The organism is Bacillus sp. 11B20 (genome assembly GCF_056098985.1).
Genome location: NZ_JBLZWZ010000006.1, coordinates 210,282 through 226,004 on the forward strand (window position 1 = coordinate 210,282; position 15,723 = coordinate 226,004).

Annotated in this window: 10 protein-coding genes and 2 other annotated features (1 of these 12 cut by a window edge); of the genes, 8 read left to right on the forward strand and 2 right to left on the reverse strand. The window is 38.5% G+C overall.

What is annotated here, in order from left to right; all coding sequences use genetic code 11:
- Positions 1–19 (forward strand) — a binding site (T-box leader); it begins 205 nt to the left of the window's first position.
- 37 nt (positions 20–56) lie between these two features.
- Positions 57–281 (forward strand) — a binding site (T-box leader).
- 53 nt (positions 282–334) lie between these two features.
- From thrS to ACN6NB_RS03795, 4 genes are all read left to right on the forward strand, one after another.
- A complete protein-coding gene (thrS, locus tag ACN6NB_RS03780; RefSeq protein ID WP_144464349.1) occupies positions 335–2,263 on the forward strand; it encodes a threonine--tRNA ligase in 1,929 nt (642 codons plus the stop codon).
- Between the two features lie 152 nt (positions 2,264–2,415).
- Complete coding sequence (locus tag ACN6NB_RS03785) at positions 2,416–2,985, forward strand: hypothetical protein (RefSeq protein ID WP_106025887.1); 570 nt, start codon at positions 2,416–2,418, stop codon at positions 2,983–2,985.
- Positions 2,986–3,011: 26 nt separating this feature from the next.
- Positions 3,012–4,295 (forward strand): MDR/zinc-dependent alcohol dehydrogenase-like family protein, encoded by a 1,284-nt coding sequence (locus tag ACN6NB_RS03790; RefSeq protein ID WP_106025888.1) that lies wholly within the window; start codon positions 3,012–3,014, stop codon positions 4,293–4,295.
- Positions 4,296–4,637: 342 nt separating this feature from the next.
- Positions 4,638–4,919 (forward strand): hypothetical protein, encoded by a 282-nt coding sequence (locus tag ACN6NB_RS03795; RefSeq protein WP_039177194.1) that lies wholly within the window; start codon positions 4,638–4,640, stop codon positions 4,917–4,919.
- A 56-nt stretch (positions 4,920–4,975) separates the two neighbouring features.
- Here the strand turns inward: ACN6NB_RS03795 and ACN6NB_RS03800 are convergent, their stop codons facing one another.
- A complete protein-coding gene (locus tag ACN6NB_RS03800) occupies positions 4,976–6,484 on the reverse strand; it encodes a helix-turn-helix domain-containing protein (protein WP_058837459.1) in 1,509 nt (502 codons plus the stop codon).
- 689 nt (positions 6,485–7,173) lie between these two features.
- Here ACN6NB_RS03800 and ACN6NB_RS03805 point away from each other — a divergent pair.
- The 4 genes from ACN6NB_RS03805 (at position 7,174) to ACN6NB_RS03820 (ending at position 15,367) form a co-directional block, all read left to right on the forward strand.
- On the forward strand, positions 7,174–13,326 hold the full coding sequence (locus tag ACN6NB_RS03805) for a SpaA isopeptide-forming pilin-related protein (RefSeq protein WP_228285992.1): 6,153 nt from the start codon (positions 7,174–7,176) through the stop codon (positions 13,324–13,326).
- Between the two features lie 21 nt (positions 13,327–13,347).
- Entirely contained in the window at positions 13,348–13,950 is a 603-nt protein-coding gene (locus ACN6NB_RS03810; protein WP_058837499.1) for a class D sortase, read from the forward strand.
- Positions 13,943–14,269, forward strand: a complete 327-nt coding sequence (locus ACN6NB_RS03815) for a hypothetical protein (RefSeq protein ID WP_039177201.1) — start codon at positions 13,943–13,945, stop codon at positions 14,267–14,269. The genes ACN6NB_RS03810 and ACN6NB_RS03815 overlap by 8 nt, the downstream gene beginning before the upstream one ends.
- Before the next feature lie 285 nt (positions 14,270–14,554).
- Positions 14,555–15,367 (forward strand): leucine-rich repeat domain-containing protein, encoded by an 813-nt coding sequence (locus ACN6NB_RS03820; protein ID WP_144516534.1) that lies wholly within the window; start codon positions 14,555–14,557, stop codon positions 15,365–15,367.
- A gap of 40 nt (positions 15,368–15,407) precedes the next feature.
- Here the strand turns inward: ACN6NB_RS03820 and ACN6NB_RS03825 are convergent, their stop codons facing one another.
- The gene (locus tag ACN6NB_RS03825) at positions 15,408–15,722 is read right to left on the reverse strand and encodes a DMT family transporter (protein WP_003217878.1); all 315 of its coding nucleotides are present in this window, start codon (positions 15,720–15,722) and stop codon (positions 15,408–15,410) included.
- Between the last annotated feature and the right edge of the window lies 1 nt (position 15,723).

Here is a 15,723-nt window from a genome sequence, read left to right on the forward strand (position 1 = left end):
TCACACATTCGTCCCTCTATGAGGGATGGGTGTGTTTTTTTGTACACTCATATAGGATCATTGCTTTGAAAAGGACATGAGCAGCTTTTATCGGTTACCAGAGAGGGAAGTCACGCTGAAATCTTCCTAACGCAGAAAAGCTGTCTTACCACCTTTGAGCTGTATTGGGGAAAATTGCAGTATCCAATACCGTCAATGCCGCGTTACGGCACCAGAGCCATAAAGCGAATACGCGTTATGGGAATTTGGGTGGAACCACGGATTACACATTCGTCCCTCTATGAGGGATGGGTGTGTTTTTTTTATTTCAAAAAATAGGAAAGGTGTGTCAGTTATGAGAGAAAACATGGTGAAGATTCAATTTCCAGATGGAAAGATAAAGGAGTTTCCCGCAGGTACGACTGTTGCAGATGTTGCCTCCCATATTAGTCCGAGCTTAAGAAAAAAAGCAGTGGCGGGAAAGGTCAATGATCAAATGGTTGATTTAAGTGAAAAGCTAAACAGCGATGCTGGGCTGTCTATTGTCACACTTGATTCAAAAGAAGGGGTTGAAGTGCTGCGCCATACATCAGCACACGTATTAGCCCAGGCTGTGAAAAGGTTATATGACAATGTCACACTGGGGATCGGACCTGTCATTGAAAATGGATTTTACTATGATATGAAGCTCGATCAAACATTAAGCGTAGAGGATTTGGAAGAAATTGAAAAAGAGATGAAAAACATCATAAATGAGAATCATCCCATCCAAAGAAAAGAGGTCTCTTACAAAGAAGCAGAAGCGCTGTTTGCACATGATCCATATAAGCTGGATATTTTAAAAGGGTTACCCTCTCAAGAAGCCATCACAGTTTATCAGCAAGGAGAATTTGTAGATTTATGCCGCGGGCCGCATGTACCTTCTACAGGGTACTTAAAGTCATTTAAACTAACACGTGTTGCAGGGGCTTATTGGCGGGGAGATAGCAATCAGGATGTCTTGCAGCGAGTGTATGGTGTAGCGTTTCAGCATCCAAATCATCTAGCTGATTATCTTCATTTCATGGAAGAAGCAAATAAACGTGATCACCGGAAATTAGGGAAACAGTTATCCCTCTTTATGTTTTCAGAAGAAGCGCCAGGCATGCCGTTTTATTTACCAAAAGGTCAGATTGTCAGAAATGAATTAATGGCCTTTTCAAGAGAAGTGCGAGGAAAAGCGCAATACGAAGAAGTGAGTACACCGTTTATGATGAACCAAGAGCTTTGGGAAAAGTCAGGGCACTGGGATCATTATCATGAAAATATGTATTTCTCAGAAGTAGACCATACAAGCTTTGCTTTAAAACCGATGAACTGTCCAGGGCATATGCTCATGTTCAAAAACAGCTTATATTCATACAGAGACCTTCCAATCAGAATGGCTGAGTTTGGTCAGGTGCATCGTCATGAATTTAGCGGAGCGTTAAATGGATTGTTCAGGGTCAGGACATTTTGCCAAGATGATGCTCACATTTTTTTAAGAGAAGATCAAATCGAAGCTGAAATCAAACGGATTTTCCAATTAGTTGATCATGTGTATCGGACATTTGGGTTTGAGTATTCAGTCGAGCTATCCACTCGTCCAGAAAAAGCCTTAGGGGATGATGCTATTTGGGAAATATCCGAAACAGCACTAAAAAATGTGCTTGATCGTCTAAAGGTCGACTACCAGCTAAATGAAGGAGATGGGGCATTTTATGGCCCGAAGATCGATTTTCATATTAAAGATGCCCTGCAGCGGAGCCATCAGTGCGCCACAATTCAGCTGGATTTTCAAATGCCTGAGAAATTTGATTTAACATATATCAATGAAAAAAATGAAAAGGTACGGCCAGTTGTGATTCACAGCGCCATTTTTGGTTCTCTAGATCGTTTCCTTGGCATTCTCATTGAGCATTTTGCGGGTGTCTTTCCATTATGGCTAGCACCAGTACAAGTACAAATCATCCCAGTCTCAACTGTTCACCTTGATCACTGCTTAAAGGTGCAGCAGCAATTAAGAAGTATCGGAATAAGAGCAACAATCGATGAACGGGATGAAAAACTTGGCTATAAAATGAGAGAAGCACAATTGCAAAAAATTCCTTATATCGCTGTCATTGGCGATAAAGAAATGCAAGAAAAATCACTAAATATTAGACAGCACGGAGAAAAGACTTCAAAGCAGCTGTCTGTCGAGGATTTTAAACGTTTGGCAGCTGAGCAAATAAAAGACAGAACAGCTGCTCAAGACATGCTGTGATGATTTCATTACGAAGGGTGAGACGTCTATTGAATGATGGGCGTCTTTCCATTTCTGCAATGGAAAGGGGAAATATTGAAACATTTTTTCAATAAAATCGTAATAGAGATAGAGCGCTTAACAGAAACATTTGAAACGAGGAGGAGTATTGTATGGAACAAGCTGCATTAAAAAAGATGAGGACAAAACAAATAATCGTCTCTAATTTAATAGCCGGTATCATAATCGTCGCTTTTTTTATCTTGATTCAAATGTCTGACATTCGATTTACACATTTCTTTCTTTGTTTAGGAATTATTATGCTCTTTCTAAGTATTTATGGTTTTATTAAAAAAGGATCAACAAAGTCTTTCATTCCCCTTTTCGAGCAGATAGCCATTTATGAAAAAGAAAAATTGGGGGAAGAGTGGGAGAAAGAAAAGAAGGCAGAAAATATTTCAAGAGTAGTATTAAGTGGTCTGATGTTCCTTCAGTCATTCAGCTTCCAAGATGTAACAAATCCATTCTTAAACATACAACCTACGCTTTTAATTTTCTTATTATTTGTAACTCTAGCCCTTATTAATTTAAGCATGCTTTTTCGCTTTAGAAAAATCGACCGGTCGACTGAAGAGCATGAATTAAAAGGCTTTACAAAGAAAACAAACATGGTGTCAATGGTTTTAGGATTATTAACAGCGATCGTTATCTTCGGCTTTATCGTCATCTTTGTTCTTCCATAAGACTGAATCATTTTGAGGTGAAAAAAATGAATGCAAACATTCAACAACTGATCGATCAGACAAAGGCGAAATTTGGCTTAGAGCTTTACTATCTAAAAAGGCACAGTTTTCATCGTTACGTCAATATGTTCAATGAAACGGTGTATACATTGAATATGGAATGGTTTCCCACCCATGAAGCTGAACCAGAGGACGATGATCTAAACCCAGACGGCACAGCCGTGATTGACGTGAATTTGAATACAGGGCAGGTTGAAACAGTTATTTTTGTCATGGATAAAACCTTCGCGAAGAATGGTGTCACATTTAAAAGCCCTTATCCAGCTCATGCCATTCAATGGATTGAACAAGAAACAGGGTTGATTGATGGTGAGCATTTTCACTTGCAACAAAAGGAGAAAGGGGAACTTTTTTTCGAAGAAGCAATAGATGGTGTGAAAGTGACGCCTTCAGGTAGAATCGAGGTGAAATGGGATGAACATGGGCAGCTCATTCACTTTATACATCGAGGGCCATTTATGGCAAAAAAACGACTAAGAGCTGAAGAATATGTGCTTTCCATTGATAGGATCGAGGATTTAGCTGAGCAGCAAGTGCAGCGGTTTGATTGGCCCTCCTTCGAGCAGAATCGAATCCGCCCTATATTTGCGTTAGAAGAAATTTATGTCAAGAACGATGGAACAGGAACGATACCATTTGAAATTGGGCGTGAAGAAACACATTGTATACACATGAATCAGGTCATGGAGTGGAATGAACCGTTAACCAAAGCCTTTGAAAAAAAGGAAATCAATATAAACGAGAACATTACTGCTGAACAAGCCTTCTCACTGGAGCCTTCGCCAGATACATTCCCGATCTCAAAAGAAGAGCAAGCTGAGTGTATCAAAGCGGTTCGCACCTTTTTGGCGCAAAAATATTCAAAGGATACAGGGAAGTGGGTGCTTAAAACACTCCACCGTGATCATGGCTATATCGAAGCGATATTAAAAACGAATGAGCAAGAAGGCTGTGGATTTATGGATAAGATCAAGGTCTTCATTGATGCCAGCACTTTTGAAGCCATTAATTACATAGATAAAAAAGAGATGTTTCAAGTATGCGGGATACTCAATCCATCTCAATCAGCTAGTGAAATCACCATATCTCAGAAAGAAGCCTTTGAAACATTGAGAGAACGCCTCGAACTTACACCGATCTATGTCTATGACGATGTGCAAAAACAATATGTTTTATGCGGCAAGCTTGACTGTCATGATGGCGTTGATGCAGTGAGCGGCGAAGTATTCTCTTTGACAGACCTTTCATAACTTCTAAAAGAACAGTGAGCAGCTGTTCTTTTTTGGCCTATTTTCCTCTTTTTAGAATAAAAATGGAATTTTGTAGAAGGAAGTTGTCGTTTCATCACGAAAGAAACAGATAAGAATATGATCATAGGTCCATCGGTGGGAATTCGTATTTCATATAGTAAACGTCATACATATGGAAAACTCATGACAGTAAAGTTGATCTACAAATCTTTTAGAAGAAAAAATGACATTGTGTCTCTAGTAGTATGCGAAAATAGGCGGACTGAGATCATAGGGTGAGTTGAACATGTTTGTTTTAGGTAAGCTTAAAGCTATAAATAGAAGAAAGTGAGGATATCTAACTTGAGTACATTGGAAGTGTTTCGTCAGTTTTTGGTTGATCATTATCCTGCGTTACAAGATGAGCTTTGGTTGCAAGATGTTGATACCCTTCGAATCTCTCCTATTCTTCATCCTTTTCTGAAAAGCAAGCTGCCAGAAGGAATCGAAAAATTCACTTGTGTCCTATTCACGCAGCAGACAGATCAAACTGCTGCACCGCTCAAAGTCTACCTTCTATTAGATGAATATGAGCAATCGCTTTATGCTATTGATTTGATGAATGAACAAATAGCGCTTCATTAATACAGAAGCAAAAAGCTGCTTGAGAGAGCTCCTCAGCAGCTTTTTTTTGGTGAATCTTAGTTTGTCATATCAACCAATCTTGAGTGCAAGTTGTCCACTTCTTTCTTTGTTGGAAAAGAGCTGATCAGCAGCGTAGACCGTCCTAATTGATTAGGAAGTTCAGTATCGGTCACAATCATATCAATCCCAAGTCGATCCATTGTCTGTTCATTTAATGTATTTTCTGGACTTGTGAAAATATGAATGAGAGGAGGCAATCTTAATTTAATTAAATCCGCAATAAACAAACTATGATTATAACCTAATGTTGAAATGACAAAAATGTTCAACACGTTTCTCCGATCCATTTCCAAATGAACAAGCCCCCTCCAGTTAGAAGTAATGATACGAATCAATTCTCGTTCATTTTTCACAAAAGAAGCAAGTATATCGTCTGTTTTTAACTCTTGGATGATATGAGTAATCCTCGAATAGAAGTAAGGAAGCTGTTTTTTTACCTCTGATAAATACCTCGATTTCTTTTTGAAAAGGAATCCATCTCTTACGGTAATTTCCCTAGAATACACATAATATTGGAGAAGAATCAGTGTCATCGCCTTGCGATTAGCCACCTCTTGATGAAATATCAACTCCAGTTGGTTGATAAAGGAATGAATGGCTTCGAAGAGGTGTGGTGTATGCGATTGAAAGAACGTCAATTTTTCTTCGACAGTTTCAATTGATTTATAATGGCCAATAGCTGGTTCAATCAATAGTAAAAAGACAAATTCGTGACGATCCAACGTAACACCAAAAGTGTCCTTTGTCATTTGGCAAACGTGTTCTTCCAAGTTTTTGATTTGATTATAGATACCTTTAGCTGTAGATGTTTGTTTTTCCTTATCCATTGAGTACCTATAATTGCGTCGTATTGAAAAATTTTTCCTCACTCGGTGTATGGAAACGGCGAGCCATAGGCAAAATTTATCTATCGCCACATCAGGTAGATTGACTTCGAGCACCTGAAATAGCTTTTGTAAAAAATCAACTGCATCTTGCTTTTGAATATCATCGAATGGCCAAAGCCTGCTTCCATAGACTTCAAACAAAAATTCCACAAAAAATTGACGAATCTCCTTCTCATTTCCATGGAACTGCATACTATCTGGTCGTAACTCAATGTCATACGAGATAAGAAGCGAATTGATTTTATGAATGGTGTTATACAATGTGGATCTACTGATATTCAGTATGTCCATCCATTCATAGAAAGACCTGTTTTGTTCAAAGAAAACGCCATCAATCAATCGAATTTCAATCGTATCTTTTAGAATTTCTTTGATATAGTAGTCGACTCGTATCGTCTGTGTATAACAAATGGATATGCCTTGTCTTGGCTTTATGTGGATTAACGGCTCTCCGTTCTCTGTTTGGAACGACTTCATTTGTTCTAAATCGCTTTGAATGGCACGAACCGAACCGATTTGTTCATTCGATATTTCTTGAAGGCTCCACCACTTATCTTTTGATACAAGCAGTTTTAAAATTTTTATCCATCTCTTTGATTTATTATCAATGAGCTCCATTAAACAACTAACTCCTTCCCTTGGCTTGCCTCTATATTATGAAGTTCACTTAAAGAACATTTGATTTTCTAAATAGGCATAAAATGATTTTAATATTTAGGCTAAATCGTTTTGTCTTCACTTTTCATGATAAAAGAGAAAAAAATTAGACGAAAACAAATATTATTCGTTAATTCTCCATATTTTTCTTTTAAAAGGTGATAAGTAAGCCATGAATCCTATAAAAATGGATCATTTTAGATATTTTGTTTATTTTTTTGCTGTTGAAACGGTAAATGAAAGAATAAAATGCAGCAGATTTTTGATTACCATATGAAAGGGAGTAGAAAGGAATGCGGTCTATAAGATGCTGAACTGTCTAACCATACATACCATATGATACATGCTTGTTTCATATGAACGAACTATATGTGAATACATGCTTATATATGCATGTACACATCGTTTATTGTTCATTCAAGTATCAATAGAAAAATTCATATTTATTCTTTCATGATCCCTCTCACTATTCCCCATTTCTATGGACCCCAATCCAGTTATTGAATCCACTACTCATGATTGACAACTCATTTTATTCATAGGGTCTTAAGGTGCAATTTTTAGAAAATATTTGATCAGAAGCGGAGTGATTGATCTGACAGTATACAACTGATTTTTTTATCATTGTTGAAAATTAATTTTAGAAAAGGGTGGATGTATTGAAAAGAATATTGTCGCTGGCACTCATTGCGGTGCTAGTCATACAGTCTAGTATATTAGGAGTCTTGCCTTTAGCAGGGGCACAAGCAAAAGAAATTCAAGAAAATATTTATGGGGATATTGAGTTTGCTGATAGCGAAGGCAACAAGTTATCAAGCATGGAAGATCAGCAAGTAAGAAAGGCCACTGTGCATTGGTCAATAAAAGGAATTGATCTAAAAAAACAATATCCGTATGTTTTCACTCTTCCTTCAGCCATCCAGGTAGAGAAGGAGCAGAAGGAACCCATTACTGTAGGTGACATACCTGTTGGCGAGTATACCGTTTCAAAACAAAATGAAGTGACGGTAAAATTTAAAGAAGATGTTGAGATCGATCCAAATTTAGAAGGATCAATTGACATCGATGTCACCAGTATAACTCAGCAAGAAGAGAAAACAAAGCAAAATGAGGGTGAAGAAAGCCTTCCAAAAGATGACTCAACCTCATCTGAGAAAGATAAAGCTTCTAACAATCAAGAAGCCGCTCAAACGAAACAAAACGAAGAAGATGAATTACTAAAAAACAAAGTGAGCGTGTCTAAGCGTGCAGGGCTGCAAAGTGTTACAAAACAAACGCTGATACAAGAAAATCTCCTCACTGATGCGAAATTAATATTTGAAGATCCGGAAGGAAATTCAATTGAGAAACCTGATATCAACTCGCTGATTTCCATTAACTATGAGTGGGCCATCCCGAATGGGCATAGCTATAATGGCGGAGATGAATTCCATTTCAAGGTTCCAGAGGAATTAGTGATTTACGAAAAAATCGATCGTCTCGAGATGAAATTTAATCAGGCAACCGTTGGTTATTTCTCTGTAGATGAGAGCGGAAATGCCTCCATCGAGTTCACCGATTTTATTAAACAATATTCAAATATCCATGGAACACTTCAAGTTTGGACGCAATTAGATCAACAAACAGTCATCACTGAAGAAAAAGAAGTCATCATTACCCCGATTGAAGGCAAGGATACGGTATCCATTCCGATTCAATACATTCCAAATGGTCCAAACGTCTCTAAAAAGGGAAAACCAAATCGATCTTACAATGCTGAAACCATTCAATGGACAGTAGATTTTAATATGGACTTAGACGATGTGAAACAAGCGAAGCTATTAGATCCGATTCAAGAAGGTCAGGCATTGAAAAAAGATTCAATCAAGCTTTATCGTATTGATACAAAGCTAAATGGGGAAACATCGATTGGTCAGCTGCTTGACGAAAACCACTACACAATCGGCCAAACAGCAGATGGTCAAGATTTCACGATTGAATTTAAAGATGACGTGCATCTAGCTTACCGTTTAATGTATGAAACGGACATTACAAATCAAGATCAGTCTGCATTTCGTAATAAAGCGTCCCTTGTTTCTGGTGATAAAGTGATCAGTTCAGCAGAAGGCACAGTGAATGTGACAAGAGGCAGTCCTTTAAATAAAAAAGCCGCTCACTACGATCCAGTCACACAAACGATTACTTGGGAAATTCGATATAACTATAACGAAAAAAAGCTGGCTCAAAAGGATGCTTTGTTAGAAGACTACTTTAATGGCACACAGGCGCTGATTTCTGATTCATTTCAAGTCAAAGAAGTCACAATTGATCAAAATGGCAACGAAGCAGGGACAAAAGCGTTTGAAAATTATGTAGTTCAACCTCAAAAAAAGGATGAACAAAACGGGTTTACCTTGCAATTCAATCAAGATATTCAATCAGCTTATCTCATCACCTATCAAACAAAAGCAACCGAGCGGGTTTTTGAAGCTGAAGAGATCATCAATACGGTAACAGCTGGCAAAGAGAGCAAACAAGGGAAGCAAAGAATTGACCAGCAAATCCTAACGAAAAATCATGGAACACCGAATTACAAGACCAAGACCATTCCATGGCGTATCACCTTCAACAAAGATCAACAAACGATGAACAATTTGATATTAAAAGATACGTTTACAAACGAAGGATTGACGCTGCAAAAAGATAGTTTAAAAGTGACGACAGGCAATTCAGTGCTTGAAGAAGGCACAGATTACCTAATAATTGAACATGAAAATGGATTTGATATTCAATTTACAAAAGAAATTAAGACAGAACATATCGTCACATATACAACGTCTTTTGATTATGAAAAAAGAGCAGATAAAGACCAAAAGAATCTGCGTAATCATGTAAAGCTTGAATGGGTAAATGAAGATGGCAAGGATTTGACGAAGGAAAATCAATCTGTCTTCACACCTGACACATACACGCAGTCAAATGGTTTTAAGAACGGAACTTATGATGCAAAGAAAAAAGAGATCACATGGAATATCGGTGTGAACTATAATTTGAAACATCTAGAAGAGGCGAGAATCGAGGATTTCATTCAAGGAAATCAGCGTTTGCTTAAAGATTCAATCACCGTCTATTCGCTTGATTTACAGGGCGGGGAAAATGGAGCAGAAGAAAAAGAGGTATTAGCGAAAGAACATTATGACATCAAATTCCTTGAAAATGAAAAGGGAGAAACAGGCTTCGAAGTCATTTTCAAAAAAGCCATTGATTCCCCTTATAAAATCACGTATCAAACAAGTGTTGAAGGAATGGATTTAGTACAGAAAACCTACGAAAATAAAGCGACCCTTTATGATGGACAGACAAAAGAATCAGATGTGAATGCTGTGGTGTCCATTCCAAATGGAGGGAAATACACGAGCAAATCAGGAAATCAACAAGGGAAAGTTATTGATTGGAAAGTGAATATCAATTTTGGTCAATCAACAGTCCAAGAAGCGACGATTATAGACCATCCAAGCAGTAACCAAGCCATAATAGAAAACTCATTTCATCTCTATTCGACGACAATAGATGAAAAGGGGCAAGTGACAAAAGCAGAAGAGCTGGAAAAAGGGAAGGATTACGAACTAGACCTTGAATTCGACCCAGATTCTTTTCAAATCAAATTTAAAGAAGAAATCACGAGACCATATATTTTAGAATACCAATCTCTCATTTTAGATAAGGTGGGAAGTACACTTCAAAACGAAGTAACGTTTAGAGGTGAAAATGTAAAAGAAATCAAAAAGGAATCCGAAGCCTCAATTGTGGTCAAACGCACCGCTGGCATGGGGGACGGCACAGGAGCGATTGGTGCTTTAACCGTTAAAAAGGTAGATGCGAGTACTGGAAAAGCGCTAAAAGGAGCAACCTTCTCTCTGACAGATGCTGCGAGCGGCATCGTCATTGGTACAAAGACAACAGATGAAGAAGGATCTCTTCGATTTGATCGTCTTCTGTATGGTGATTATATCGTGACAGAAGAGAAAGCACCTGATGGTTATATTAAAACCAAGGATCCGATCCATGTAACGATTGATCAGCCTTACGAATCTGGAGATCAAGCGAAAACAGGAAATAGCATGACGGTGCAAAACCAAGAAATCCGCCAGCATGTCAAGTTAACGAAAAAAGACAAAGAGACGGGTGTAGCATTAGAGAATGCAGAATTTGAACTGAAAAATGAATCTGGAGATACCGTCCAAACTGATTTGAAAACGGACGAAAAAGGAGAAATCCTTTTCAAACATCTTGAGCCAGGTTCCTATTATTTTGTTGAGACAAACGCACCGAAAGGCTATCAATTAAATCAGCAAAAATGGCCGTTCACCATTAAAGAAAATCAAACAGAAACAACAATTGTAACTGCAGTAAATGACATCATCAAAGGCTCAGCAGAATTGAGCAAAATAGGTGAAGGCGGAGAGCGACTAGAAGGTGCACAGTTCAAGCTTTTAGATCAAGATGGGCATGAGCTAAATGGTTCGCTTGTCACAGGAGAAAATGGCAAGATCACGATAAACGAACTAAGGCCGGGCACGTATCAGCTCATTGAAACAAAAGCACCCGATGGTTATGTATTAGATGAAACGCCAATCAAATTTGAAGTACCACTTGATCCAAAGGAACCAATCGTCATTTCGCAAAAGAACTTCTATGAAACAAGTGCATTAGAAGTGATAAAAGAAGGGGAAGATGGCAAGAAGCTTCAAGGTGTTCAATTTGAAGTCTTGGATCAAAATGACAAAGTCGTACGTAAAGATTTGACAACAGATGAAGATGGGAAGCTTTTGGTTGATAACCTCAAACCGGGCAAATATCAGCTCGTGGAGACAGAGAGTATTGATGGTTACCAAAAGAAAAATAAATCTTATCCTTTTACCATCGAAATCGCACAAAAAACACCGGCAGAAATCAAAGTGATCAATGATCTCAAAACTGGATCTGTCCAGCTCACGAAGCTCGGCGAAAAGGATGATGTGCTTGAAGGAGCAGAATTCAAGCTTGTAGATGCAAATGGAAAAGAGATGAAAACAGGTCTTGTCACTGATCAGAACGGGAAGATCATCGTCAACGATCTGAAGCCTGGAACCTATCAGTTTGTTGAAACGAAGGCGCCATTCGGTCACGAGCTTGACGAAACACCTGTCACTTTTGCTATTCCATTTAACCCTGAGAAGCTGGTCAGTGTGACAAAAGAAAATAGCCGCAAAACAGGCGGAGTGCTGCTCCACAAAAAAGGCGAAGATGGGAAATCATTAGAAGGGGTTGTCTTTGATCTATCTGATGATAAAGGAAAGATAGTGGCAGGAGGAGAAGGAATTACAACCAATCAGGATGGAAAGATCACCTTCACAGGGCTAAAACCTGGAACCTATCAATTTGTTGAAAGAATGAGTCTTGAAGGCTATGAATTGAGTACAAAACCACTTGTCTTTGAAGTTGAATTAGGTCAAAAAGAATTGATTCAAGTGGAGGCAATCAATCAGCTCAAGAAAGGTTCTGTAGAACTCACAAAAATAGGGGAAGAAAAAGAAAGATTGAAAGGCGCAGAATTTACACTTTTCAATGACGATGGCAAAGAAATGATGTCAGGTTTAACAACAAACGAGAAAGGCATCATCACTGTCAACGATTTGAAACCAGGCGCTTACCAATTGGTTGAAACGAAGGCTCCGTTTGGACATAAACTAGATGTAGAACCAGTAGAATTTAAAATTGATTTCAACCCAAATCAACTGGTGAAAGTGACAAAAGAAAATATTCGGACGACAAGTGCTGTGAAGCTTCAGAAAAAAGGAGAGGATGGTCAGTTGCTCGCTGGGGTGACCTTCGATCTGATGGATGAGCATGATCAGCGTATTCAGAAAGACTTAAAGACAGACAAAAACGGTCAACTGACAGTCGATCAACTGAAGCCAGGAACCTATCGATTTGTCGAAACAGCAAGCATTGCCGGCTATGAATTGGATCAGACACCAGTCTCATTTACGATTCGTTTAGGTCAAGACAAACCAGCAAAAGTAGAAATGATCAACAAACTGACGCCGGGAGCAGTGGAACTGACCAAAATCGATGATGAGGGACATCCGCTGGAAAATGCAGAGTTTGCTCTTCTGAGTAAAGAAGGAAAAACGTTGAAGAAATCACTTGTAACGGACCAAAAAGGAAAGCTTCACATCAACGATCTAAAACCGGGAGAATATCAATTCGTTGAAACGAAAGCACCTCATGGTTATGAATTGGATAATAAGCCGATCCTGTTCACAATTGAGAAAAATCAGCAGAAGCCGCTTCATTTAACAGCGAAGAATCACTTGATCTTAGGAAGTCTGCGTATCATAAAGGTAGACCAGCAGACAGATAGAACCTTAAAAGGGGCAGCCTTTGACATTCGTACAAAAGCTGGGAAAACCATAAAATCTGTGACAACAGGAAAAGACGGAGAAGCCATTGTCAAAGGGCTTAAACCTGGAGAGTATCTACTCACAGAGACGAAAGCACCAGATGGTTATGTAGCTTTAAAGAAACCGCTCGCTTTTACAATTCAAATGGGCGAAGTGGAGATCAAGACAATGATTGTGAAAAATGCACCAGTGAAGAATGAAGAGGACCACACGAATCCTCCAGCTTCAGATAAAGGGGATCAACATCCGCCTCATGACTCAAACGGAGAGCTGCCAAAGACTGGAGAAGAATGGCTGCGTTACTTGATGTATGCAGGGATTTTACTAGTAGCTTCTGGAACTGTTCTTCTTGTTCTTAGAAGAAGAACCATTCAGTAAGAGGAAGGAACGAGTGTATTGATGAAAAAAAGAACCTTATTAGGCAGCTTTTTGGTGGTCACGGGGCTGATGCTCATCTCCGTTCCTTTTCTATATGAGTGGCGAACTTCTCAAGAGACAGCAGCAATGGAACAGGCATTAAAGATGATTGAAGAAAATGAAAGTGATGCCCTTTCTTCTATTCCACATTTAACTGTGTCAGAAGAAGACCTGCGAGATGTGATGGAGCTAGAGATCCCGTCAATTGATTTAAACGAAAAAGTGCTGCCTGTTACAACAAAAGAAAATTTAGGCATTGCATTGACTCAAATCAAATCTCATCAAATGCCAGGTGAAGGAAATTTCACGATTGCAGGCCATAGAGGGTATAGAGGCGACCGCCTTTTCCGGCAGCTGCCAGAGGTACCTAAAGGAGAAAAAGTCGTCTTACATCATCAAGCTGAAACATACGAATATAAAATTGTCAGCTCTGCTACGATAGAACCGACGGATGTGGATGTATTAAAGGATCGCGGGAAAAATGAACTGACATTGATCACTTGTACACTTGATGGTCAGAAACGCTTTGTCTTAAAAGGAATACGAATCAACGCTTCAAAGGGTGAACAGCTGTCGGATGTATAACACCAACATAATAAATGATGGATGCGATGGAAAAGCAGCGCTCACGACCGGCATGTTACACCAATTGTTATCAGAGCAATATCCAACTTTAAAAAACGAATGTTGGGATGTTGATGTAGATACAATTCGGGCTTCACCTATTCTTCACCCTTTATTAAAAAGAAAGCTGCCAGTTGGTATTGAAAAATTCACATGTGTTTTGTTCACGCAACAGACAGCAGCTTTTGGAGAACCTTTGATTGTGTACTTTCTGTTGGATGAGAAAGGCGAATCGATTTACGCAATGGATCTATTGCTTGAGCAGCAAGATACCCATTAAACGAGAAAGATTTTAAGGTAGAAAAATAAAATCAGTCATATCATGAGGACTCTAATTCGTATACGAATTAGAGTTCTTTTATTTGTTTATATATAGGCGTTTTACTAACTTTATTATCTACTAAAATTAGCATATCAATTGGTAGAAGTCCGCTGCCTAGCAGATAGTCTCCATGACTGCTCCATAAGAAATAGTAGAAAATGCTAAAGATCATAATGTGTTGACTCCAAAATACTGATAAAATTTATTTGGATATTCCTTAATTATAGGTGTGGAGGTAAAAGCATGCGAAAAGAAGACCCCCAATATATTTTTCATCATGATAAACGACCAGAAGTTGTTCATGATTTAGCCGATGTAGATGAAAATTCTACTGACTTGTTAATTACAGGGAAAACAATAAACATTGAAAGGTTGAAATCTTTTTCTAACCTGACGAAATTGTGGATTTACAAAGTGGACCAAAAGGAATTCAATACGATTTTGAGTTTAGTTAATCCCAAAATGCTCTTTGTGCATGAACTGAGAGTAGAAGATTTATCAATGATAAGTTCTCTTAAAGATGTTGAGGTATTGGCACTTGAATGGAATACAAAGGCACAAAGTTTATGGGATCTATCAAAAAACACGTTTTTAAAAGCTTTATCCATAACAGATTTTTCAAAGTTGAATGACATAGCCCCTTTGCAAAAAAACACTGGTTTAGAATTGCTGCAATTGTCAGGCGGGGTTTGGAATTCATTAAATTTAAATACGCTTCAACCTTTAAGATACCTCAAGAATTTAAAATATCTGTGCTTATCAAATATAAAAGTGAAGGACGAGTCTTTAGAGCCAATATCGGAATTAGACGGACTCAAGGAACTTGAAATCTCGAACCAATTCCCGACAGAAGAATATGCTAGATTATCCGTAACCCTCCCAAATACGAAGTGTGATCGTTTTGCACCATACATCTTTTTATCAAGTTCTATTGTAGATAAAGATGTGATGGTGATTGGAAAACGAAAACCGAAATTAAATTCAAAAGTGGATGGAGCAAAGTTGCAAAAATACGAAGAACAATTTAAAGCGTACCAACAAAAGTATATAAATTAACTCAAAAAGCAATGGGAAATCAATTCCATTGCTTTTTCTATTACGCAAACAACTTCAGCCCAACCACACCAATCACAATCAGCAGCAGGCTGAGTATACGAATCATGTTTTTCGGCTCTTTAAATAGAATCATATTAAACAAGACAGAGCCCGCCGTTCCAAGCCCGATCCAGACCGTATAAGCGACGGATACTTGAACGGACGAGAACGAGGCGTATAAAAACAAAAAGGATAACGCAAACCCGCCGACAAATAAAATGCCTGTCGTGATTTGCTTTTTCTTACTAAACATATTGAGGCCAATGGTCCCGCCGATTTCGCAGGCAGAGGCTAACAGTACAAAAAACCAGCCCATG